At 37.8% G+C, this 23,829-nt stretch carries 17 protein-coding genes, 2 pseudogenes and 1 riboswitch; of the genes and pseudogenes, 5 read left to right on the forward strand and 14 right to left on the reverse strand.

Going from position 1 to position 23,829, the window contains the following annotated elements:
- The first annotated feature begins 19 nt into the window (after positions 1–19).
- The 4 genes from AC3IS5_RS11210 (at position 20) to AC3IS5_RS11225 (ending at position 5,562) form a co-directional block, all read left to right on the forward strand.
- A complete protein-coding gene (locus AC3IS5_RS11210) occupies positions 20–2,062 on the forward strand; it encodes a hydantoinase/oxoprolinase family protein (protein ID WP_489424487.1) in 2,043 nt (680 codons plus the stop codon).
- Between the two features lies 1 nt (position 2,063).
- Positions 2,064–3,797 (forward strand): hydantoinase B/oxoprolinase family protein, encoded by a 1,734-nt coding sequence (locus tag AC3IS5_RS11215; protein ID WP_489424488.1) that lies wholly within the window; start codon positions 2,064–2,066, stop codon positions 3,795–3,797.
- Positions 3,798–3,815: 18 nt separating this feature from the next.
- A complete protein-coding gene (locus AC3IS5_RS11220; protein ID WP_489424489.1) occupies positions 3,816–4,130 on the forward strand; it encodes a cupin domain-containing protein in 315 nt (104 codons plus the stop codon).
- Between the two features lie 85 nt (positions 4,131–4,215).
- Positions 4,216–5,562 carry a purine-cytosine permease family protein gene (locus AC3IS5_RS11225; protein WP_489424490.1) on the forward strand — a complete coding sequence of 449 codons (1,347 nt, stop codon included), beginning with the start codon at positions 4,216–4,218 and terminating at the stop codon, positions 5,560–5,562.
- A 236-nt stretch (positions 5,563–5,798) separates the two neighbouring features.
- Here the strand turns inward: AC3IS5_RS11225 and AC3IS5_RS11230 are convergent, their stop codons facing one another.
- Positions 5,799–5,921: a hypothetical protein gene (locus tag AC3IS5_RS11230; protein WP_489424491.1), complete on the reverse strand. Its 123-nt coding sequence runs from the start codon at positions 5,919–5,921 to the stop codon at positions 5,799–5,801.
- Positions 5,922–6,536: 615 nt separating this feature from the next.
- Here AC3IS5_RS11230 and AC3IS5_RS11235 point away from each other — a divergent pair.
- Entirely contained in the window at positions 6,537–8,579 is a 2,043-nt protein-coding gene (locus AC3IS5_RS11235) for a prolyl oligopeptidase family serine peptidase (RefSeq protein ID WP_489424492.1), read from the forward strand.
- A gap of 72 nt (positions 8,580–8,651) precedes the next feature.
- On the opposite strand, the gene opp4C is transcribed toward AC3IS5_RS11235, so the two are convergent.
- The 13 genes and pseudogenes from opp4C to galE all read right to left on the reverse strand — a co-directional run bounded on the left by opp4C (position 8,652) and on the right by galE (position 23,829).
- Entirely contained in the window at positions 8,652–9,542 is an 891-nt protein-coding gene (opp4C, locus tag AC3IS5_RS11240; RefSeq protein ID WP_489427867.1) for an oligopeptide ABC transporter permease, read from the reverse strand.
- Positions 9,543–9,578: 36 nt separating this feature from the next.
- Complete coding sequence (locus AC3IS5_RS11245; protein WP_489424493.1) at positions 9,579–10,529, reverse strand: ABC transporter permease; 951 nt, start codon at positions 10,527–10,529, stop codon at positions 9,579–9,581.
- Positions 10,530–10,747: 218 nt separating this feature from the next.
- Positions 10,748–12,370, reverse strand: a complete 1,623-nt coding sequence (locus tag AC3IS5_RS11250) for a peptide-binding protein (RefSeq protein WP_489424494.1) — start codon at positions 12,368–12,370, stop codon at positions 10,748–10,750.
- 76 nt (positions 12,371–12,446) lie between these two features.
- Positions 12,447–13,499: an ABC transporter ATP-binding protein gene (locus tag AC3IS5_RS11255; protein WP_489424495.1), complete on the reverse strand. Its 1,053-nt coding sequence runs from the start codon at positions 13,497–13,499 to the stop codon at positions 12,447–12,449.
- On the reverse strand, positions 13,496–14,476 hold the full coding sequence (locus tag AC3IS5_RS11260; protein ID WP_489427868.1) for an ABC transporter ATP-binding protein: 981 nt from the start codon (positions 14,474–14,476) through the stop codon (positions 13,496–13,498). Before AC3IS5_RS11260 ends, AC3IS5_RS11255 begins: the two co-directional genes overlap by 4 nt.
- A gap of 917 nt (positions 14,477–15,393) precedes the next feature.
- Positions 15,394–16,887, reverse strand: a complete 1,494-nt coding sequence (locus AC3IS5_RS11265; protein WP_489424496.1) for a cobyric acid synthase — start codon at positions 16,885–16,887, stop codon at positions 15,394–15,396.
- Positions 16,888–16,904: 17 nt separating this feature from the next.
- Positions 16,905–17,253, reverse strand: a pseudogene (locus tag AC3IS5_RS11270) (cob(I)yrinic acid a,c-diamide adenosyltransferase).
- Between the two features lie 16 nt (positions 17,254–17,269).
- Positions 17,270–17,545 (reverse strand): annotated as a pseudogene (locus tag AC3IS5_RS11275) (uroporphyrinogen-III C-methyltransferase); the annotation flags it as partial.
- A 563-nt stretch (positions 17,546–18,108) separates the two neighbouring features.
- Positions 18,109–18,819 carry a purine-nucleoside phosphorylase gene (deoD, locus tag AC3IS5_RS11280; protein ID WP_489424497.1) on the reverse strand — a complete coding sequence of 237 codons (711 nt, stop codon included), beginning with the start codon at positions 18,817–18,819 and terminating at the stop codon, positions 18,109–18,111.
- Between the two features lie 45 nt (positions 18,820–18,864).
- The gene (locus AC3IS5_RS11285) at positions 18,865–20,238 is read right to left on the reverse strand and encodes a purine-cytosine permease family protein (protein ID WP_489424498.1); all 1,374 of its coding nucleotides are present in this window, start codon (positions 20,236–20,238) and stop codon (positions 18,865–18,867) included.
- A gap of 434 nt (positions 20,239–20,672) precedes the next feature.
- A complete protein-coding gene (locus AC3IS5_RS11290) occupies positions 20,673–21,314 on the reverse strand; it encodes an alpha/beta hydrolase (protein ID WP_489424499.1) in 642 nt (213 codons plus the stop codon).
- A gap of 169 nt (positions 21,315–21,483) precedes the next feature.
- Positions 21,484–22,392, reverse strand: a complete 909-nt coding sequence (gene metA, locus AC3IS5_RS11295; RefSeq protein WP_489424500.1) for a homoserine O-acetyltransferase MetA — start codon at positions 22,390–22,392, stop codon at positions 21,484–21,486.
- Between the two features lie 97 nt (positions 22,393–22,489).
- Positions 22,490–22,597, reverse strand: a riboswitch (SAM riboswitch).
- Between the two features lie 176 nt (positions 22,598–22,773).
- Positions 22,774–23,829 carry a UDP-glucose 4-epimerase GalE gene (gene galE, locus AC3IS5_RS11300; protein ID WP_489424501.1) on the reverse strand — a complete coding sequence of 352 codons (1,056 nt, stop codon included), beginning with the start codon at positions 23,827–23,829 and terminating at the stop codon, positions 22,774–22,776.

Raw genomic sequence — 23,829 nt, forward strand, 5'->3', positions numbered from 1 at the left:
TTTAAGGAGTGTGACATAAATGAGAGTAGCAACAGATATCGGAGGTACATTTACGGACCTCGTATATGTAGATGAAACTGGTCAAATCGGAATTGCAAAAACTAATACGACTCCGCCCAATTATGAAAAAGGTGTGTTGAACGTTATTGAAAAAGCTCACATCGACACAAATGAGCTTTCCATGTTTATTCACGGTACTACAGTAATTATTAACGCACTTACTGAACGAAAAGGTGCCAAAACAGGACTGATTACAACTAAAGGGTTCCGAGATATTTTGGAAATTGCAAGGGGTAATCGACCAGACCTGTTTAACGTCCTCTATAAAAAACCTGAACCTTTTGTTGAAAGGCATTTGCGCCGTGAGGTAGATGAGCGCCTGAATTATAAAGGGGAAATCCTTTCGCCGCTTTGCCGTAAAGATATCGAAGAATGTGTGAATTATTTCAAAAGAGAAGGTGTTGAAGCAATTGCTGTCTCCTATATACACTCTTATGTCAATCCATCGCACGAACAGGCAACGGTAAAGATTATTAAAGAACTATGGCCAGAAATACTCGTAACTGCATCAAGTGAAATTACAAAAGAATGGCGGGAGTATGAAAGAACAAATACAGCTGTCCTAAATGCATATGTACAACCTGCTGCAACGACATACATCGATAAATTGGATACGGAATTGCGTGAAAAAATCGATATCGATCAGCGTTATATCATGCAATCGAACGGGGGCACAACGAAGTTTGAAAATGCTAAAGCAGCCCCGATTAATATGGTGGAATCAGGACCAGTAGCCGGTATTTTCGGAGCAGCTGTCTTAGGGGAACTTATTGGTGAAAAAAACATCATAGCTTTTGATATAGGTGGAACGACAGCAAAATGTTCACTTATCGAAAATGGAGAAGTGAAAGTTTCCACCGATTACTACATTGAAAGAGATAGTCGAAATGCAGGATATCCAATTAAAGCACCTGTTGTCGATATCGTTGAAATTGGAAACGGTGGCGGTTCCATAGCTTGGATTGACAATGCAGGATCATTAAAAGTGGGACCTCATTCGGCTGGAGCTAAACCAGGACCAGTCGCGTATGGGTTAGGGGGTACAGAACCTACGACTACTGATGCAAACTTGTTAACAGGTCGCTTGTCCTCCAAAAACTTCGATTACGATGTGAATATGAGCGCAGTCAAAGAAGCTATTCAGGAAAGGATAGGTAATCGTTTCGGGATTTCTGCAGAGGAAGCAGCACTTGGCATTATTCGTATCGCTAATTCCAACATGCTAAATGCATTAAAATTGATTTCAATCCGAAAAGGACATAATCCTCAAGATTTCACATTACTAGCATTTGGCGGTGGTGGTTCCATGCACGCTCCTGCACTTGCGCTTGAACTCGGCGTAAAAAAAGTCGTCGTACCAATCGGTTCACCAGTATTCTCAGCATGGGGAATGCTAATGACCGACTTACGACACGACTACATTCAAACATATATCAAACGATTGAATGAGCTTTCCCTTGTAGAAATGGATGCGCAATGGGAAAAAATTGAAAATCATGCACTTACCCATTATGAACATGAAGGTATGTCAGCTAAAAATGTTGAATTTAATCGCTTTGCGGACATGCGTTACTTAGGGCAAGAACATACAGTGAAAGTGCCTGTTCCAAATGGCAAATGGTCCGAGAAAGACAAACAAACAATTATTAAAGACTTCCATAACCTACATGAAAAGAATTACACATTTAAACTTGAAGATTCACCAACTGAAATCGTCAATATCCATGTAACAGCTTTCGGAAAAGTTCCTAAACCAAAAATCGGTAAAATTACACGTTTCGGTACTGTAGATGAGGCTAAAAAAGAAAATCGGAATATTTACTATGAGCACAAGGGATGGATTAATACACCGATTTATGACCGCGAAAAGCTGCCGTCTTACGAATTCATCTACGGTCCCGCCGTTATAGAAGAAAAAGCGGCTGTCACGGTCATTTATGAAAACCAAAAATTACATTTGGATGAGTACGGAAACATCATTATAGAAATGGAGGCCAAATAAAATGACAACCTCTCTAAAAGTGGATCAATTCACACTAGAAATTGTTAAAGATTCTCTCTTAGCTGCCGGCGATGAAATGTTCGTTGCTCTTGCCCGCACATCGATGAGCCCAATTATTTATGAGGTGCTCGATTATGCTAGCGGTTTAACGGATGCTAAAGGAAACCTTCTTACGCAAGGAAATGGTGTAACCGGATTTATCGGCATGCTTACCTTTATGGTAAAGGAAACTCTGAAAAAATATCCAGGCGACAAGCTAAAACCAGGCGATGTCATCATTATCAACGATCCCTATAACGGAGGAGGCTCGCACCTTTCCGATGTTGGACTTGTTATGCCGATTTTCTATGAAGGAGAGCTAATTGCATTCTCCGCAAACAAGGCCCACTGGACTGAAGTTGGAGGAAAAGATCCAGGGTCATTTACTAATGATGCTGTTGATATTTTCCAAGAGGGCCTTCAATTTAATTGCATTAAATTATATGATGAAAATCAATTAAATGAGGGTATCGTTGAAATCATCCGCTCAAATGTTCGTTTTCCAGACTTATCATTAGGAGATATGTGGGCACAGGTTGCCGCGTTGCGTACAGGAGACCGCCGCTTAAAAGAGCTTTGTAAAAAACATCATAAAGAAACCATTTTGGCTGCGATTGACTACCTATTAGATCATGGGGAAACGATTTCACGTCAGGAAATCAAAAAACTTCCGAAAGGTGTTTTTGAAGCAGTAGATTATATCGATACAGATGGAATGGGAAATGGACCATTCCAAATCAAAGTAAAAGTAACCATTACGGATGATGATTTCATTTGTGATTTCCGTGGAAGTCACCCACAAGTCCCAGGCCCTATGAACTGCTCTTATACTGGACTTGTATCAGCAGTACGAGTAATTTTTCTCGCGATGACAAATCCTGAACAAGATGTAAACGATGGTGTGTTCCGCCCTCTTCAAATACTTGTAGACCCAAAATCAATTATGTCAGCTGAACGGCCAGTTCCAGTTTCTAATTACTTTGAAACGCTGTTAGGTAGCTTAGATTTAGTATGGAAAGCCCTGGCACCACACTTGCCTGATCGTCTCGGTGCTGGACATCATTTGTCAGTTTGTTCCGTAACCTTATCCGGCAATCATCAAGACACAAAAGAACCATTCTTAATTGTAGAACCTTCTGTTGGCGGCTGGGGCGGAGCAGATGGACAAGATGGAGCTTCGGGGCAGTTCTGTGTTGCCGATGGAGAAACATATAACGTTCCAATAGAAGTCGCTGAGACTCGTTATGGTGTATTGCTCGACGAGTACAGTCTCCGTCAAGATGGAAACGGTGCAGGTGCAGGACAGTACATTGGAGGCAAAGGAGTTATCCGTTCTTATCGGGCGTTGTCAGATAACCAAGCCGCAACAATCACTTATGGTAGAAACAAATTTTATCCATGGGGAATGAACAAAGGCCACGAGGGATCACCGAACGAGTTTTATATTCATAAGGCAAACGGCGAAGTTGACGGTCCATATGGTGTTTATCCACGATACCAGCTTCAAAAAAACGATGTAATCCGTTTAATGACCGGAACAGGTGGTGGTTACGGTAACCCTCTTGACCGTCCAATAGAAAAAGTAGTGAAAGACGTCAAAAACGGTTACTTCACAATAGAAGAAGCGAAAAAATACTTCCTAGTGGATATAGATCCGAACACATTTGATTATATGGAGTTGCCAGGAAGATCATAATAATTTGGAGGTATCATCATGAAAATCGAACAGCCTAAAATCACAAAAGAAATTGTGCAATCTCTTTTTCAAGATACATTTCCTGGAGCAGAAGTGAATTTCGGATTCGTCTCAATCCCAGCAGGAGCAAGACTCCCAATGGAAGGTACCAATTTCCATGAAGAACACGAATACTCTTTCATCATAAAGGGTGGCTTATCCGGTGAAAGTGGTGGAGAGTCTTTCGAAATAAAGACAGGAGAAGCGTCTTATATTCCGGCTGGCGAAGCACATTGGTGTATCAATAAAGGTAATAGCACATGTGATTTAGTATACGCATTGATAAACAGCTAATTATTTTTTGAGGGAATGAAATAGAATAGGAAGATATTATACCTTCCTATTCTATTTTACAAACTACAGTAAGGATGTGAAAAAGATGGTACAAACAAATGCGGCAAGTAGAATAACAAAAGAGAGTTCTGAAGGCTTCATGGATCAAGACCGAGCATTAGATTCTATTCCCGAATCTTCACGCCAGCATTGGCTTACTCCCACAATGATTTTTGGTGGGTTAGAATTCACCATTCCCGTTCTAATGGTTGGTGCAGCATTGACTGCGAGTTTTGGATTATCTAAAATTCTTTTAATATTAGTTATTGCATTGTTCGGTTTTCAATGGCTTGGAAATACTCTACAAGGATATATCGGGGCTAAAACTGGGCGTTCTTCCTCCGTCATTTCGCGCTCTAGCTTCGGGGCAGTTCAGGCAAAGGTTATTGTCGGTTTTACCATCTTCATTGTTTCACTCGGATGGTGGGCATTGCAAACCGCGGTTGCAGGAAATGCGATTTCCGCTATGTTCGGTATCGATTACCAGCATAACTGGACTGCCTGGGCAATCGTAACGACTATCTGCGGATTACTTTTTGCACTGCCATCTATTATCGGTTATAGCTCTATGAAATGGACAGATTACATCGCTGTTCCTGCCGGTCTTATTCTAATCGGAGGTGGGATTTATTATGCACTAAGGAATATTGGGTGGGAAACTATCACTTCTTGGCAACCTGAACCATCAATGACAATTTGGGCTGCAATCAGTTTAGTTATCGGGGCGAATGTTTCTCAATGGGTCATTGCTTCAGACTATACACGTTATGCAAAACCAACATGGAAAGATAATTTCATTATTCCTAGTGGAATCATACTCGTCGGTCTCCCCCTTTTCGTAGTCGGTGCTGTAATGGCCGTTGGTGTTGGAGATGCCGATATCGTTAACGTTATGATGGGACTTGGTTTTCCAATTTGGGGCTTCCTCATTCTTTGGTTTGCCACATGGACATCACAACTTGTCAATAATTACAGTATGGGACTCGCACTGGCAAATATCTTCAATGTGAATTCTGGAAAAGGTCGAGCTCTTCTAACTTTCCTTGGTACTATCTTGGCAATTGTTGTCGCTTTAATGGGAATTCTTGATTACTTTATGGATTTCCTTTACTTGACGGCTTTGCTTTACCCAGCAATTGGTGGGGTCATGATGGCTGATTTCTTCATTGTTCGCAAACAAGAATGGGAAGATCACAGCGGTTGGAACTGGATGGCGACTATTGCAATGCTTGCAGGAATCTTTGTTGGTTACCTTACACAATATGTATCTCCATGGGGACTTCCAGCAGTTCAATCTCTCGTTGTATCCATTATTGTATATATCGTTGCAATGACTATAAAAAAGAATATAGCTCCTGATCAGTTTACAGCTGACAATACTATACAAAAATAATCACTGATCAATTTACGTGAGATGGGGGCATTATCATCGGGCGTATCTTAACGGGACATGCTCATGAAAATGCCTTTTCCTTTGACAGCTTGTTAATATCGATAAGATGCGTATACCAATTGCTTGACGAGATTTTGGATCCGTAGATGCCTGTTTCCAATGATACTAGGTAAAGCGTGCAATCCCTAAGTATGTGCATATAACCTTCACACACATCGTTTCTTTTAATGCCTCCACTAACTGTATAGATTCATCTCCGTTTGATGTCTAATATTTAATGTAGTTAAGACTGGTATTACTGGTATACTAGCTATTCGCATCTCAATAGCCTTCATTTTCACTTCATATGGATAACTCACTCTTGTTCCCCTAAAAAAACACGTCCTAATTTAATTTTAGGTATCTAAACCCGAATTCAATCGAAGATGCTTTTTTATTTGTCTATACTTTCGGGGTCAGTCCCTTCTAACTAATTATTAATATTGCTTGTTTTAATTTAGTCGTTCTATTTTCAGTCCCCCTCTTTTTTATGTTTAGTCCCCCCTAAACACAAGCTAATTCCATTTGGAAATAAACAAATTATTTTTAATTTTGTTCATTTAATAACAAATATATTCCTTTAATAGTCGATGTTGCTTAGAGGCTTTCTTTTGATTTTTCCTAATAGACTAGCGAGGTATGTATTTATAGTGTTAATGACCGAATATAATTAACTAAAATGTGATATCTAATATTTATATAGAAAAAAATAAGTCCAAGAGCGATTGTATGCCCTTGGTCAACATTAAATATCTATTTTGAATTCAAACCCGTACATTTACAGACCTCATAATTTTATTACTCTAAACATATATTCCCCTTACATATGATCGCTCCATTGAATCAACACTAATTGGCATCTAACTTGCATGTATATATGACAATATGCGTTTTCAAACACATATTACATCATTAAAATAGGGAGTGTTTACAAAATGAAGATGGAAACCGGAAAAAAAATCGTAGTAGACAATTACCACGGCACAATAGTAAAAGATCCTTTTAGATGGTTAGAAGACGCAAATAGTCCAGATACGAAAAAATGGACGGAGCAACAACAAGAAAAGACACGAGCGTATATAAATGCTATTCCACAAAGAGAGGCTCTAAAAGAACGACTGACAAATCGCTGGAATTACGAAAAATACTTCATTCCACAAAAAAAAGGGAATTATTATTACTATCATAAAAATAAAGGCTTGCAAAACCAACCTGTTTTCTATCGAAATAAAACACTTTCTGAAGCTTTTCAAGAAATTGTCATCGATCCTAATAAATTGAACCCCGAAGGCACCACTGCCCTTACAAACATTACCTTCAATAAAGATGGAAATTTAATGGCTTATGCCATTTCCGAAAACGGCAGTGACTGGCAGGAATTCAAAATTCGCAATATGGATACAGGAATTGATTACCCTGAAATAATTAGTTGGTGTAAATTCAGCACTATCGCTTGGTTAGAGAATGGGACCGGCTTTTATTATAGTCGTTTTCCGGAACCTGGCTCTGTAGCACCAGAAGATGAAAGCAATTACAACCGTCTCTACTTTCATACCTTAGATACACCACAATCTGAGGACAAACTTGTGCACGAGAGACCCGATGACAAAGAATTGGCGTTTAACGCTACATTATCAGATGACTACCGTTTTCTGATTCTTGAATCTTGGAAAGGAACAGAAAATATAAGTCGCCTCTACTACCGCCCGATTGACAGTGAAATTGAATTTATCCCTTTGGCTATTGATGGGGACGCCTATTACTCATTCCTTGGAAATGTAAATAACGTCTTCTACGTATATACCAATAAAGACGCACCGAATGGAAAAATTATCGCTATCGACATTGAAAATCCTGAAAAAGAACAGTGGAAAGAGATTGTTCCCGAACATCAAGATGTCATGTACATTACAAAAATGACCGGCGATTATTTTGTTCTTTCTTATATGCGACACGCACGGCATCATTTGAATCTGCTCTCGCTAGAAGGAGCACTTATCAAAACGATTGAATTACCAAATATGATTACAATTACGGACATCTCAACGAATAAAAAACAACAAGAAATCTTTATAAGCTACACGTCTTATTTAAGTCCCACAACAATCGTACGCTATGATTTAAAGACAGGCGACCTTGATACAATCTTCGCTTCTCAGAAAGGGCTAGATAGCACCCTATTTGAAACGACACAAGTTTTCTATCCTTCAACAGACGGTACCAAAATACCAATGTTTATCACACATAAAAAGGGGATTGAATTGTCTGGAAACCATCCTGTCCTCTTACATGGATACGGTGGCTTTAATATTAGTATAACCCCTTCCTATTCTGCTTCGAATGCAATGTTTGTTGAGGATGGTGGTATTTTTGCAGTAGCAAATATCCGAGGTGGTGGCGAGTACGGTGAAGCATGGCACCAAGCAGGGACATTTAATAGGAAACAGCAAGTATTCGATGATTTTATTGCTGCAGGGGAATGGCTTATTCAGCACAACTATACTAATCCTTCGAAGCTTGCCATTATGGGAGGAAGTAATGGAGGTCTGTTGGTTTCAGCATGTATGAACCAACGTCCCGACCTTTTTGCAGCGATCATTTGCCAAGTGCCCGTAACAGATATGCTGCGGTATCAGCACTTCACAGTTGGCCGCTTTTGGACATCTGAATTTGGAAATGCAGAAAAAAATGCGGAGCACTTCAAATCCATTTATGCTTATTCACCGCTTCATAACATTACCAAGCAAAGCTATCCAGCTACTCTTGTTACAACTGCCGATTCAGATGATCGCGTTGTACCACTGCACTCCTTTAAATATGTAGCAACTCTTCAGGAAGCTCAAGAAGGTGAAGCACCTATTCTTTTACGAATTGAAAAAGATGCTGGACACGGACTTGGAAAACCTATTGTAAAAATTATCGAAGAACATACAGATATGTATACATTTCTGTACAACTGTCTAAAATTATTTAAATAAATAGTTTTTTATTCAAAAGATATGAAAAAGAAGACGATTCCAATCTAAGGAAATGTCTTCTTTTTTATTCTGCTATTCACTTATTTTCGGGTCGAATGCATCACGTAATCCATCCCCTACAAAGTTAAATGCCAAGACCGTAATCAGTATCATAAAACCTGGGAAAAGAGGATACCACCATGCTCCAAGCATGATCTGAGGGTTCTGTGCACTTTGCAACATATTTCCCCAACTCGGGATTGGAGGTTGGATACCAAGGCCAAGATAGCTTAAAGCCGCCTCCGCCAAAATAACGCCACCGATACCCAATGTAGCAGACACAATAATCGGCCCCATCGCATTAGGCAAAATATGTGAGAAGATGATTCTTATATTTTTAATGCCCAGCGTCCTTGCCGCCAACACAAATTCAGCCGAACGAAGTGCCAAAAACTCCCCTCGTACCAATCGGGCAGTTCCTGTCCAACCAAAAATTGCAAATATAGCAATTAATGTCATGACGCTAGGCTCAAAAATAGTCACCAGTGTGATTAATAAGAATAAGGATGGAAACGAGATAACCGCGTCTACAAACCGCATTAGAAAGGCATCAAGCTTTCCCCCATAGTAACCTGCTACTGCACCGACAACCGTTCCGATGAAAATGGATCCCGCAACAGAAGCAAAACCAACAAGAAGAGAAATCCTTGCACCATAAAGCAGTCGACTTAATGTGTCACGCCCTAAATTATCTGCTCCTAAAATATATTTTTCACCCGGTGGGCTCAGCTTGTCCGTCAATACTTGTTTGCTCGGATCTTGCGGTGCTAACCACGGAGCAAATATTGCACAGCCAATGATAATAAACAACATAACTACACCAAGCACTGCAAGTTTGTTTTTCATAAACTTGTTCAGCATTATTCTCCAAATAGATTCATGGGCATGATTTTGCCCCTCTAAGAGTAATACTTCATTTGCCATTATATCTTGTCTTGGAAGCGTCACTTCAATCCCCTCCTAATACTCGATTCGCGGATCGAAAACAGCATACAGTATATCAGCTATCAAGTTACCTAAAACAACTAATGTTGCAGCTATTACGATAATCGCCATAATTACTGGATAATCCCGCTGGAATGCCGCATCCATAAAAAGCAATCCGATCCCCGGCCAAGCAAATATACTTTCTACTATGACCGAGCCACCGATAAATGATGGTAACATCAATCCGACAATCGTGATAATAGGGATTAACCCATTCCGAAGTCCATGTTTAAAAATAACTGTACTATTTTTAAATCCATTTGCTTTAGCCGTACGAATATAATCTTGACGGAGCACATCTAGCATACTGGAACGGGAATACCTCGTTAACCCCGCCATGTCCGCAGTTGCAAGTACAAAGGCAGGCAGTACTAAATGATGTAGACGGTCCCAAATGTTAAACGGTTCTCCAAGTGTAGCTACCCCACCAATTGGAAACCATCCCATTTGCACAGACATGAACATGATCAATAAAAGACCTACCCAGAAGTTAGGTGTTGCAATTCCTAAAAAAGAGACAAACGTAATCGAATAATCTGTTAATGAATTTCGTTTAGTTGCAGAGATGACTCCAAGTGGAATCGAAATCAGAAAAGCAATAATCGACGATACAAGCATTAATATTAAGGTATTCGGAAGTCTAGCCAAAATCAAATCACTAACCGGTACTCCTTGCCGAATCAATGATTCTCCGAAATTTCCTTGAACCATGTTTCCTAACCATCGAAAATATTGCACAAAAACATTATCATTTAACCCATATGCTTCCTTATATGCGGCCAAGTTTTCTTGTTTTATCATAGGATCCATCATTAACGCAGTTGGATCACCGGGCGCCATTTTCATCATTGTAAATGAAATGATGGTTATTATAAAAAGTAATGGAATTGCCATTAATGTCCTTCTTACAATATATATAGTCATCCCCAGCCCGCCCCTTCTTTCAAAGTTTTTTAGGACTACTCTCCGGATACACAAATAATTGCATATTGAGAGTTAACATTCAAATGACCATTCGAAAAGATTCCACCCATTTCAACAATGTTATCATGAGCGAACATCTCCAATATAAGAATGGAGATGTTCGCTTCTACTAACAGAATCTTTGCTACAAAAAAATGGTTAGTAAAGATTTTCAAAAATCATTTGATATACCATTCGTGAATGCGATAATACGTGTTCGCTGCATTGAATTTTGGTCCATGAAGATTAGGTGCACTTGCTAAAGTCCCCTCCACAAAATATAAAAATGTATTCGGTTGCTCCTCAGCAACAATTCGATCGGCTTCTGCAATTATTTTTTTCCGTTTTTCGATATCTGAAACCAATGTATTTTGTGACAGCAATTCATCTACTCGCTTATTAGAAAAGGCGTTGTAATTCAGACCATTCTTAATTTCAGAAGTATGCCAGAACCAAGTCGGATCTGGGTCACTCCCAATTGACATACCAGTCACCATTGCATCAAAGTTCCAATTCGGAGGACTTATTTGTTCAATGTATGCGCTCCATTCAAGTAACTCGATGGATACCTTAACCCCGATTTCAGCCCACTGTTGTTGAGCAACTTCAGCAATTTGCTGACGAATTTCGTTTGCAGAAGTTGTTTTCAATACAAATTCAAATTTCTTGCCATCCTTCACTAAAATCCCGTCTGGCCCCGGTTTCCATCCAGCCTCTTTCAACAAGGCTTTTGCCTTTGCTGGATCGTATTCATACTTTGGCATATCGCCGTTAAAAGCCCAGTTTGCCGGACTACCCGGTCCATCTGCAACAATTCCAGCTCCATCCAATATCGATTGAACAATTGCATCTTTATCGATTGCATGCGTTAATGCATGACGAACTGATTTATCCTGAAATAGTTCATTTCTCAAATTGTAAGAAATATATTCATATGCATTAGAAGGACCAGTAGATAGGACAATCTTTTTTTGCTCCTCTAATTTTTTTGCAGTTTCAATATACTGCGGAGAAATACCAGTCAAATTAATGTCACCAACTTGCAATTGTGCAATTAACGTATTTGTATCAGGAACAATTTTATATATAACGGAATCCAACTTTGGTTTTCCAAGGTGATAGTCTTCGTTGGCAAGGAGATTAATATATTCTCCTTCTTTCCACTCTTTAAATTTGAAAGGACCTGTCCCAATTGGCTCTTTTGTATTAAATATATTTTTGCCAAGGTCCGCCACTGGAACCTCTCCAAGAATATGCTTTGGTAGTACCCCATACGTCGCCGTAATAGTCAGGAATGGAGCATATGGTTCTTTAAGAACAAATTCTACTGTATAATCATCGACTTTATTGATTTTCTTAATAATTTCAAATGATAGTCCACGCGGTCCAGCATAATCCTTATCTAATGGAATACCGTAAGAAAATACGACATCGTCTGCAGTAAACGGTTCCCCATCATGCCATTTCACATTTTCTCTTAAATGAAAAGTCCATTTTAAACCATCGTCTGAAAACTCCCAGCTTTCCGCCAAATCACCTTCTGGATTGAAATCTGGATCGATCGTAACTAACCCACTGTAAATGAAACCCTCAATTGTGCTACTTGACGTATCCGTTGAATAATAAGGGTTAAATATAGTTGGAGCAGCAGTCGTCCCCAAAACCAAACTATTCCGCGTATTCTCTCCCTTTTTATCTCCATCCTTTTGATTACTTATTTTACTTCCATCCTCAGCTGAACAGGCAGAAACAATGAGCATCATGACCAACATAATCGCCAATATGTATCGGCTTTTTAACATTTCCTTACCCCCTTTTATTTTTTCAAAAGTTCAACCAAACCTATAAATAACCACCTCCTTTCAAATAACACCCATCTTATTTATTGTTCTTGTCATATAAATGACAGGCAACAAAATGACCTGGTTGAGCCTCTTTAAACTCCGGTATTTGCATTTCACAAATTTTCATTTTTGCTGGGCATCTCTTGTGGAATACGCATCCTGACGGTTGATTAATCGGGCTCGGAATATCGCCTTTCAGGACAATTCTCTCTCTACTCTGCGTGCCTTTTTTTCGAATTGTAGGTACTGCAGAAAGTAATGCCTGGGTGTAAGGATGAAGCGGTTCGTCATATAGGTCACTTTTATCGGCTAACTCAACAAGTTTCCCCAAGTACATCACGCCTACCCTGTCCGCAATGTGCCTTACAACACTTAAATCATGGGATATAAATATATAGGTTAGATTAAACTGTGCCTGTAAGTCTTCTAGTAGGTTAATAATCTGTGCTTGAATGGACACATCCAAAGCAGAAACAGCTTCATCTGCAATAATCAATTCTGGATTTAAAACAAGTGCCCGAGCAATCCCTATTCTTTGACGCTGCCCCCCCGAAAACTCATGAGGATAATAATTAATAGATGATGAATGCAAACCGACTACCTGAAGAAGTTCATGTATTTTTTCATCCCGTTCTTTTTGACTGTTATATAGTCCATTGGCTATTAATGGTTCATTTAAAATTTTCCCTAATGATTTTCTAGGATTTAATGACGCATAAGGATCCTGAAATATCATTTGCATCCTTCTTCTAAGAAGCGGTCTTAACTCCTTTTCCTTTAAATTCGTAATATCTACACCATCAAATAAAACGTTGCCGCCAGTCGGTTCATACAATCTTATGATCGACCTACCCATTGTGGATTTTCCACAACCAGACTCCCCAACAATCCCTAACGTCTCACCCTTCTTCACTTGAAATGTAATATCATCGACGGCTTTTACATGCCCGACTGTCCGCTGCATAATTCCTGCTTTTACCGGAAAATACATTTTCAAATTTCTGACTTCTAACAACGTCTCTGGAGCTATCTTCTCAGTCGTTTTTTCAGGATTTATTGTCTCTAATAATTCGAACCGATTCGTCATTCTATCTCCACCTCATCGTATAGAAAACAGCGTACAGACCTTGTCTCATCTATTTTCTTTAAACTAGGAAACTCTTTGGTACACCGATCAAATACCCGACTACATCGCGCAGCAAATCTACATCCTTGTATTACCGATCCAGGAGCAGGAACATTTCCTTTAATAGAATGGAGCCTCTCAACTTTTCCATCTATTGTAGGTACCGAATTAATAAGCCCGACCGAATATGGATGAAGGGCATCTTCAAACAAATCATCAATTTCTGCAATCTCAACAATTTGTCCTGCATACATCACAATAACTCTTTCAGCTAGTTCAGAGACGACCCCTAGATCATGTGTAATTAAAAGAATGGATGTGGAGAACTTCTTACTTATTTCTCTCATTAATTCCAATACTTGCGCCTGAATAGTAACGTCTAGTGCTGTTGTTGGTTCGTCTGCAATGAGCAACTGAGGATTACAAGACATTGCCATCGCAATCATCACCCTTTGTCGCATTCCACCTGACAAACGGTGGGGATAGTCTTTAAGCATTTTTTTCGGATCAGAAAAACCAACCAACTCTAACATATCTATCGCTTTTTTTTCAGCCTCTTTCTTTCCGAGCTTTAGATGATGGATGATGACGCTTGTCAACTGATCCCCAATTGTAAGAACTGGATTTAAAGATGTCATCGGCTCCTGAAAAATCATAGAAATCTCTTTCCCACGAATTCCATACATACTCTTTTCAGGTAATCCCACCAGGTCAACGCCATCTAAAAGAATTTCTCCATCTACAATTTTTCCTCCAGGAGATGGAACAAGTCCCATAATAGAAAGCGAAGTCATACTTTTTCCGCATCCCGATTCACCAACAAGTGCGACAGTTTCTCCTTTTTTAATCTCAAAATCAATCCCATCAACCGCTCGAATGGTACGCTTGTTTTTTTCAAAATAGGTTTTAAGATTATTTACTTTCAATAATGTCGACAGTGCTACTCACCTCGTAATTTTGATTTTCCTTCTGACATGTCTACATCCGCTTAACAACCATTTCAATACGTAACTATGCCACTTAAAATAAAATACATCCAAATTTTGAGCACCCGTTGCACAATTATGTGAACTTGTATTTTGCTCGCTAATGAACCTCAGTCAAAACAAACAAATTACTATTCATCCACTTCTTATTCAGCTAAACGAATAAGAAGTGGACAAAACTCACTAATTTCTATTTAATTTGAATATCCTTTTTCATTTGTAAATAAAACTTTACAAACTGTTCATTATTTTTTACAACTGAATCATCTGTTTAGGCGATAATGTCAAAATCTCAATTTCATTTTCTTTCACCAAAATGTCATCTTCAATTCGAATACCGCCAATCTCAGGAATGTAGATACCTTTTTATGCGCTATACTCTCCATTACCTCCCGAGATGATCCGTAGATGTTTATTTCGTAGCCTGTAATTTTTTACTCTGCCTGCTCGCCATAACGAAAGTCCGTTAAAAATACGGCAGCCTTTTGAGTGATTAAAACCAGCTGCACTACCTGTAAAATCCGTTAATTAGCGACGATTCGGTTCATTCGTAACGAGTAATCCATCAATTCCACACTCTTCAAATAATCCTCTGACCCTATTAATTTTATCCAACAAATCACTCCTCATGTAATAGTTACTATTTCTCTCACATATTTACCAATGCAATTTTAATGCCAACTAGCTCTATTTGACCCAAAAATACTACCCATACTTAAACGAGTCGAAGTATTGAATCATTACCCTATACTTCACACTTTTCGTTTAGTTGTTAGTCACATTTTCTAGTAGTATTCTGTCAGGTTACAAAAAAAGCAACATCTTCATATAAGAAGATGTTGCTTTTTAGATTGTAGATTTGAACCATTTTAAAGTTCCATGATTACATATAGTTTTTCCATATCAGTATGCTTTTTCACATGCTCAGCAAGTAACTGATATGCATCTTCACGGCGTTGTGCATCGGTTTTAACTTCTTCTGAAATAGCAGGTAAACCCTTTTCAATTCTTAAGACATTGACTATTTCCCGAGTATATTCTCGGTTATTAAAAATCCCATGGAAATATGTGCCGATGACACGGCCATCAGATGATACTGCGCCATCCGTACGCCCATCAGATAGATTTAAAAAGGCTTTTGTATTCGCATCGTGTATTTCAGTTTGACCTAAATGTATTTCAAAGCCAGTAAGCTCTTGACCATTAGACAGTAAACTCCCAGTCATTTGTTTCGTTTTCTTCGACGTATTGAAAACTGTTGTGACTGGTAATAACCCTAATCCTTCAGAGTTACGTCCATCACCTTCTAATGCTTCAGGATCCAACAATTGATCTCCTAGCATTTGGAATCCACCACAAATACCGAAAATACGTGTTCCTTTTACATGAAGCTTTTGAATTGCTTCCACAAAACCTTCATCTCTAATCCATTGTAAATCATCGACAGTGTTTTTCGTGCCCGGTAATATAAGTAAATCCGGTGTACCAAGTTCACTTAATGAACGGACTAATCGAACACCTACTTCAGGTTCATCAAAAAATGGGTCTACATCAGTGAAATTTGTAATTCTTGGTAAACAAATCATCGCAACATCGATAGCAAACTCTTGTAGTTTTGGTTTTTTAAACCTTAGGGATGATAAAGCCAATGAATCCTCTGCTTCAATATTAATTTCTATGTAAGGGACCACTGCTAACACTGGAATACCAGTTTCTTTTTCTAACCATTCAATACCATCATCTAATAACTCACGCATACCTCTAAATTTATTAATAATAATACCTTTTACACGTTTGCGCTCATCTTCATCTAATAATGTGAGTGTGCCAATAATAGATGCAAATACACCACCACGATCAATATCAGCTACAAGAATAACAGCTGCGTCTGCAAGATGTGCCATCCGCATATTAGCAATATCTCGATCTTTTAGATTAATCTCTGCTGGGCTACCCGCTCCCTCTAAAACGATTATTTCGTATTCGTCTTGAAGCTTACGTACTGATTTTTCAATGATTGGCATTGCTTCTTGAACAAAGTCATTGCGATATGAAGTAGCTTTCATGTCTTTGAAGTGCTTACCATGCACAATAACTTCAGATTCCATATCTTGCTTTGGTTTTAATAAAATTGGGTTCATATCTGTCGTTGCAATGATTCTTGCTGCCTCAGCCTGCACACCTTGTGCTCGACCAATTTCTCCGCCATCAACTGTGACAAAAGAATTCAACGCCATATTCTGTGATTTAAATGGAACAACTTTGTATCCTTCATCCGAAAAAATACGACAGAAAGCAGTACATATCATACTTTTCCCAACGTCAGATGCTGTTCCTTGTATCATTAACGCCTTCGCGGTCAATTCCATTCCCTCTTTCCTTAAAATTCTAAACCTTTTACTGCAGGTATACCATCTTCGTAATAATGCTTAGTCGCTTCAATTTTATAAACTAAATCCGCTAGTTGGATAAGTTTTTGCTTATGTCCAAGCTAATTGAAACGCTTGTCTATGTTCCTCGGGCGTTATAGTCAATGTAAAATCAATTCCCATTTGTTCCATTTCAACACCTAAATTTCGAAGGGCTATGCATCTCGTACTGGAGATTTTATTAATTGCATGTACCTTACATTTAGTCCCTGTCTACTACTCATAATGTATCCCCTGTGATGCAGTTGTTTTACCTTTACTAACTCCAGTATACAGCAAAAATAGACCTTGACGCGCCATTAAATTTCCCCTTATTTCCTTTTAAACTCGTAACCATTTTTCCCGCTAATGCTTTTAAACTAATAAATCATGAATTTGATCCTGAATTAGGTGATGCTTTCCTTGTAACTTTCCACAAAAATCAATTCAGTATCCTTTTTTGCATGTTCAAGTAATTTAGGATTAAAGAGCCTATCGTATGCAATAACATCTGCTTTTTGAATACATTCCAATCCATAGACTGTTTTAGTCTTGGATCGCCTGGACCTGCACCGACTAAATACACTTTTTCTGCTGCCTGCCATGGCGCAATTTCCTTCTTTAAATAATGTTGAAACAGCTCATTACTTTCGGCTTTTACCTTCTTACGTTAAGGTTAAAAATGCCGGCCGTAGTCAAACCGTACTAGATTTTTGTTACTATGGTTTTTATTTTCTCTTAGATGCTGGATTTTGAACTTTATTATATAGACTAGCGAGGTATATACTTAATCAATATATAGTCATATGATTTTTATAAAGTTACTACTATTTACAATTAATATAGAAATAAACAAAGCCACGAGCGACTTTTGCTCGTGGCTTTGTTTATCTATCTTCTATTTCATTTTCCTCTTGTTCTAAATTGGTTTTTTCTTTCTGTCATAAAGCGCATAGTTAGCCAAGGGAATATCGAATCAAGAGCCGTGCTGTATCCATAAATTGTGGGATTTCGAATCCAAAAATGACTTCCGCTATCCACGTGTGTATAACGAAATCAAAAAGCCAGTCACCGGTATTATACCGTCAACTGGCTGCAAAATAAGGTATTTTCTTACTGTGTCTCAAATACGACACTCAGTGCCGAAAAAACCAAGTTTATTTCTATCGTAGAAGATTATTCATTAATAAGAGTCTCTAACGCTACAGTAATCATGTCATTAAACGTTGTTTGACGTTCTTCCGCTGTTGTTTCTTCACCTGTAATTACATGGTCACTCACTGTCATAATACTTAAGACGTCGATGTCGTATTTAGCTCCAAGTGTATAAAGAGCCGCTGTCTCCATATCTACACCTAGTACACCGTAATCAGCCAGCTTATGAATCATGGAATCATCGTCTTCATAAAATGCATCGCCAGTGTACACATTACCTACATGAACTTTCAAACCGTCATTTTGTTTAGATAAACGATATGCTCTCTCTAGAAGAGTAAAACTTGCGTTTGGTGCATAATTAATTTGCGGGAAAATGATGTTTTGCATTTTTGAATCATTTGTAGCCGCCATTGCCATGATAATATCACGGATTTTCACTTCACGCTTCATAGCTCCGATTGTACCAATACGAATAATATTTTTCACACCGTAATCTTTAATAAGCTCAGTAGCATAAATGCTCATTGAAGGGGCGCCCATTCCTGAAGATTGGATAGAAATCTTATGCCCTTTATATGTCCCCGTATAACCATACATTCCGCGGACTGTATTATGACACTCAACATCCTCTAAAAAAGTATCTGCAATATATTTTGCACGAAGTGGATCTCCTGGCATTAATACCTTTTCAGAAATTTGACCTTCTTTTGCATTTAAATGAATACTCATAATACTTCTTACCTCCAGATAATTGATATGTTAAATTGATTTTTCTTATTTTTTTACTGTTTGATTCTTCAATTGTGCTGATGAATAAATCCAACTTAAAACTAAACCTACTGCAAATGTTAGTAATACGCCAAGGCTGTTACCTTCAAAAATTCCTTTTGCAAATATAGCAGGGAATAATGGATTTGAAGTGAACAGAAGTCCAACAAAAACACTTACAAACCATATAATTACATTCCCTTTGTTTACAGCAACATTTTTATCACCTGAAATGATATCAGGGTCATAGCCTTGCTTTTTGCGAAGAATAACGTAATCTGCTACGAATACAGCTGTCCAAGCTGCCAAGCCAATACCGACAACCCCTAAGAACATTTGGAATGAACCTAAGAAGTCACCATTTATGAATAACACATAAGTCGGAAGCAATACCATGATTGCACCGTGGAAAATAATAGATGTTCGATCTGAAATTTTTATATTTGTAGCTTCTAAAGCATTACGTCCGGAACGAAGTGAAATAACTGCTGGTGGAATGATTCCGCCCAGTGCTGTAATAAAGTAAGGAATAACCATCCATTTAGGCATTTGTAAAGCTAATGCAGCAATTGGGTCCGCAGAACTAACTAGTTCAGGATTCGTTGCATTCATTAAAATACCTAAGAACATGATGACAAATAGTGGTGAAGCTGATGCGAAAGTTGTTGTCCAGAAAATCGATTTATTCGAAGATTGAGGACTTTGATAACAAGAGTAATCACTCGCACACATTGCCCAGCTAAGTGCAGATCCAGCAATAATGATAGAAATAGCAGGCAATACCCCTCCAACCCAGTCTCCATTTGGCATATTCACAAGTGCTGACCAATCAGTTTGTGGAATTAAAATAGCCAATACAACTACTGTTAATGCGCCAAAAATGTAGGTAAATATCGTTTGAGCTTTAACAAGTGTCTCTTGTTTGACAAGAGATAATGCCATAATCGCAATCGTAAGACCGATTAACCCGATTATTTGTGTTGTTGTTGTCACTTCAAATCCAAGTGCAGTAACAATTGCATTAATGGAGAAAATACCAGTAGGAACATTACCGACACTCAGCCAACCAATCAAACTAATCCATGCTAATACAGCTGGAATCAAGTTTCCTTTTGTTCCAAAAGGCGCTCGGGATAAAACAAATGTCGGTGCTTTTCCTATCTTACCCGGTAAACTAAGATACCCGATAAGTGCAAACGATGCAGCCCCTAAGAATGCAGCTACGATGGATTGTATGAAGTTGAGACCATAACTTACGATAATTCCTCCGTAAACCAGTCCCATTACCCCTATATTTAATGAAAACCATATCCAAAACAATTGCTTAGGTTGTCCAACTCTTTCACTTTCTAGAATTAAATCAGGGTGTTTTTGACTCATTTCCTTCGACCTCTTTCTTGTTTAAAGTTATTTTCCCTAAAACATTGTAAATTATGAGTGATTCATGAATTTTTTATTAATGAATATTATTAACTTGCATTTCCACCCAATAATATTTGTCTGACGTCAGACCTCTTCATTTAAAAAAAATCATGTTTTCACTCTCCCTGAAAACACTTTCATTAAATTACACTTGTATAATAACATCACATTATTTATTTTTAAAATAATTTGTGCAAAAAAAAAATTTGTGATGTGACATTTTTTTGACAGTTAACTCGGGTGCCCGTCATGGTTAACTTACTCTTACCAACAAAAAAACACCTCCACGTTGATTATTTAAGGTAGGATACCCTTTTTCAACGAAAGGTGTTTTTATTTGTCTCATATTTATAGGACAGTGCATCATTTTGCATGTATCTTTTATAGTTTAGTTAAGAAATTTGTTCTTTTAAGAAAGTAACTAAATCTACGTGATTAGCTGGTGTAACACCGTGACCGTCTGGATAGCTCTTAAAAGTGACAGCTGCACCTAACGACTCTAAGAAGTCTTTACTTTCGACGCCCCATTGATGAGGAAGAACATAATCATATTCACCGTGTGAGATGAAAATTGGCATATGCTCCACTGATTGCTTATGATATTCGTTTTTCACAAAATCAGGAATATAACCACTTAAAGCGACAACAGCTGTTAATTTATCCCCTAAAACAAAGGCTAGTGATTGAGCTAAAATAGCTCCTTGGCTAAAGCCCATTAATACAACTTTTTCTACATCAATATTATAAATGAAAGAAGCTTCATCTATAAATTCTCGGATAAAATGAACTACTTTATCAAATACTGGACGATCTGGTTCTCCTGTACCTTGAATTGTAAAGAAAGCATAACCGGGTTTTTGTGTAATAGGACCACGTAAACTAAAGATATGGCAACTATCTTCAAAATCAGCTACTAATCCAGGTAAATCTTGCTCATTACTCCCCATCCCATGTAATAAGAAAATAGCTGGGTATTTTTTAGCTGGATCCATATTTTTTGGTTCTGTATGAATAAATGTAAAAGGTGAGTTCATTAATTGTCTTCCCTTCGAGATAAACTACATTTATCATAGCATAAAGTATGCTTCGAAGGTGCTTACCTTATGATTTTAATAGAAAATGGTCTTTACTTATAAAGAGTATCTACACTCAACAGAAAAAGTCCTATTCCATTTATCTAATAGAATAGATCATTTCTTTATATCATTCCCACTCAAATGGTGTTTCTTGGTAAACATAGTAGTTCAACCAGTTAGAGAACAATAAGTGAGTATGTGAACGCCAAGTATTATATGGTTGCTTAGCTGGATCATCATTTGGAAAATAATTTTGTGGAACTTCTATATTCAACCCTTTAGCAACGTCACGAGAATATTCATCTGCCAATGTATGAGCATCGTATTCTAAATGCCCGGTAATCATGATGTGCTTTTCATCTTCTGACATGACGATAAATACTCCAGCATCATCAGAGGCTGACAATAGTTTGAGCTTTGGATGATCTTCAACTGCTTCGATAGATACTGATGTATTTCGTGAATGTGGTGCAGTAAATATGTCATTAAAACCACGAACAAGCTTCACAGTTGGATCTGTGATTGTATGATCATAAATTCCTGAGCATTTCTTCGGAAGTGGGAATTTACCAATACCATAATGATGATAAAGTGCTGCTTGTGCACCCCAACAGATATGTAAAACAGATGTGACATTTGCTTTAGTCCAATCCATAATACTGACGATTTCTTCCCAGAAATCAACATCTTCAAACTCCATTAATTCAATCGGTGCACCCGTTATAATCATTCCATCAAAGCGTCGGTGCTTAACATGTTCAAACGTCGTATAAAATGATTCTAAATGTGTTTTACTAACATTTTTCGAAACATAAGTCGCAGTATTTAAGAACGTTACGTTAACTTGAAGAGGTGTATTACCTAGGAGACGCAATAATTGAAGCTCGGTCTTCTCTTTTTCTGGCATCAAATTCAAAATCAATATATTTAAAGGACGAATATTTTGGCTTTTTGAACGGTCCTCTTCCATTACGAAGATTTTTTCCTCTTTTAGTAATTCCGTTGCCGGAAGATTTTTTGGAATATTAATCGGCATAGCTACTTCTCTCCTTTTCCCTTTTGTCTATTATGTAGACGCATATAAAAAGCCCTCATTCTCTGGATAAGAATGAGGGCTAACTTAACACGCTCGTTTCTTATCTTCCAAGACTATTGTCTTGTAGGACTTAGCACCTTTCTGATTGAATCAGAGGTTGCTGAAGCTTCACAGGGCCTTATCCCTCTGCTTCTCTTGATAAGAATATTTAGTTAATTTAATCCTATCATTAAATTGTCAGATAAGCAAATATTTCTGTCAATTTAATGATAGGAAATAAGCCCTCATAGTTTTCCTACAGGGCTTTAGAAAAGTATTTTAAATCCGGGTAATTCAGTATGTTTAATACAGTATAAAATATATTCCATTTTTATGCAATAATTACAAATCAGTTATATATAACAACTGATTTTCTGCTAAATTCCTTACCTTATAACCATTTGGATTATTCCTTTGCCATCTCCAAGCATCTCTACACATATCTTCTAATGTTTTTTCTGCTACCCAATCCAGTTGTTCCTTTGCTTTTGTCACATCTGCATAGCTAATGGCAACATCACCTTCACGCCGATCGCAAATATGGTATTTAATTGGAATACCTGAAACATATTCGAATGTTTTTACAACTTGTAAGACGCTATACCCTTCGCCTGTACCTAAATTAAATACTCTCCATCCAAACTTTCCTTTTAAACTTTCTAACGCTTTTACATGACCTTTTGCTAAGTCTACTACATGAATATAATCACGAATACCGGTACCATCAAGCGTCGGATAATCATTTCCATAGATATTTAAAAAAGGTAATTTACCCGTGGCCACTTGTGTTATATAAGGCATCAAATTATTCGGAACGGAAAAAGGATCTTCTCCTATCATCCCACTATCATGTGCTCCAATGGGATTAAAATATCGTAATGAAACTATTGAAAAAGAATAATTGGCTTGTGCAAATTCATATAAGAAATTTTCAACAGCTAACTTTGTTGTTCCATAAGGATTCGTTGTATTTAAGGATGCCGTTTCAGGGATAGGACATTGTTCTGGGGTGCCATAAACAGTTGCTGATGAACTGAAAACAAGTTGACGCACTTTATATTTATTCATTAGTTCGACTAACTGGATTGTGCTTATTAAATTTTGCGAGTAGTATTTAATTGGGTTGTGGAGAGATTCTGAAACAGATTTGGAACCTGCTAAATGAATGACACTATCTATTGAATAGTTTTGAAATACCTTTTCTAAATCTTCTTTATGACTAATATCTACGGAGAGACATGTTATTTTTTTGTTAGTGATCGCTTGCATACGATTGATCACTTCCATATTACTATTAATAAAATTATCTACAATAATGATATCATGACCAGCCTGTATTAACTCGATACAAATATGTGATCCAATATATCCTGCTCCACCAGTTACTAGAATGTTCAA

This window comes from Viridibacillus sp. KH_047 (assembly GCF_057838945.1).

Coding starts and splice junctions, on each gene's coding strand:
- AC3IS5_RS11215 (WP_489424488.1), top strand. CDS start 2,064: ATGACAACCTCTCTAAAAGTGGATCAATTCACACTAGAAATTGTTAAA.
- AC3IS5_RS11285 (WP_489424498.1), bottom strand. CDS start 20,238: ATGAGTCAAAAACACCCTGATTTAATTCTAGAAAGTGAAAGAGTTGGA.
- AC3IS5_RS11220 (WP_489424489.1), top strand. CDS start 3,816: ATGAAAATCGAACAGCCTAAAATCACAAAAGAAATTGTGCAATCTCTT.
- AC3IS5_RS11245 (WP_489424493.1), bottom strand. CDS start 10,529: ATGACTATATATATTGTAAGAAGGACATTAATGGCAATTCCATTACTT.
- AC3IS5_RS11250 (WP_489424494.1), bottom strand. CDS start 12,370: ATGTTAAAAAGCCGATACATATTGGCGATTATGTTGGTCATGATGCTC.
- AC3IS5_RS11225 (WP_489424490.1), top strand. CDS start 4,216: ATGGTACAAACAAATGCGGCAAGTAGAATAACAAAAGAGAGTTCTGAA.
- deoD (WP_489424497.1), bottom strand. CDS start 18,819: ATGAGTATTCATTTAAATGCAAAAGAAGGTCAAATTTCTGAAAAGGTA.
- AC3IS5_RS11210 (WP_489424487.1), top strand. CDS start 20: ATGAGAGTAGCAACAGATATCGGAGGTACATTTACGGACCTCGTATAT.
- AC3IS5_RS11290 (WP_489424499.1), bottom strand. CDS start 21,314: ATGAACTCACCTTTTACATTTATTCATACAGAACCAAAAAATATGGAT.
- opp4C (WP_489427867.1), bottom strand. CDS start 9,542: ATGGCAAATGAAGTATTACTCTTAGAGGGGCAAAATCATGCCCATGAA.
- AC3IS5_RS11235 (WP_489424492.1), top strand. CDS start 6,537: ATGAAGATGGAAACCGGAAAAAAAATCGTAGTAGACAATTACCACGGC.
- AC3IS5_RS11255 (WP_489424495.1), bottom strand. CDS start 13,499: ATGACGAATCGGTTCGAATTATTAGAGACAATAAATCCTGAAAAAACG.
- metA (WP_489424500.1), bottom strand. CDS start 22,392: ATGCCGATTAATATTCCAAAAAATCTTCCGGCAACGGAATTACTAAAA.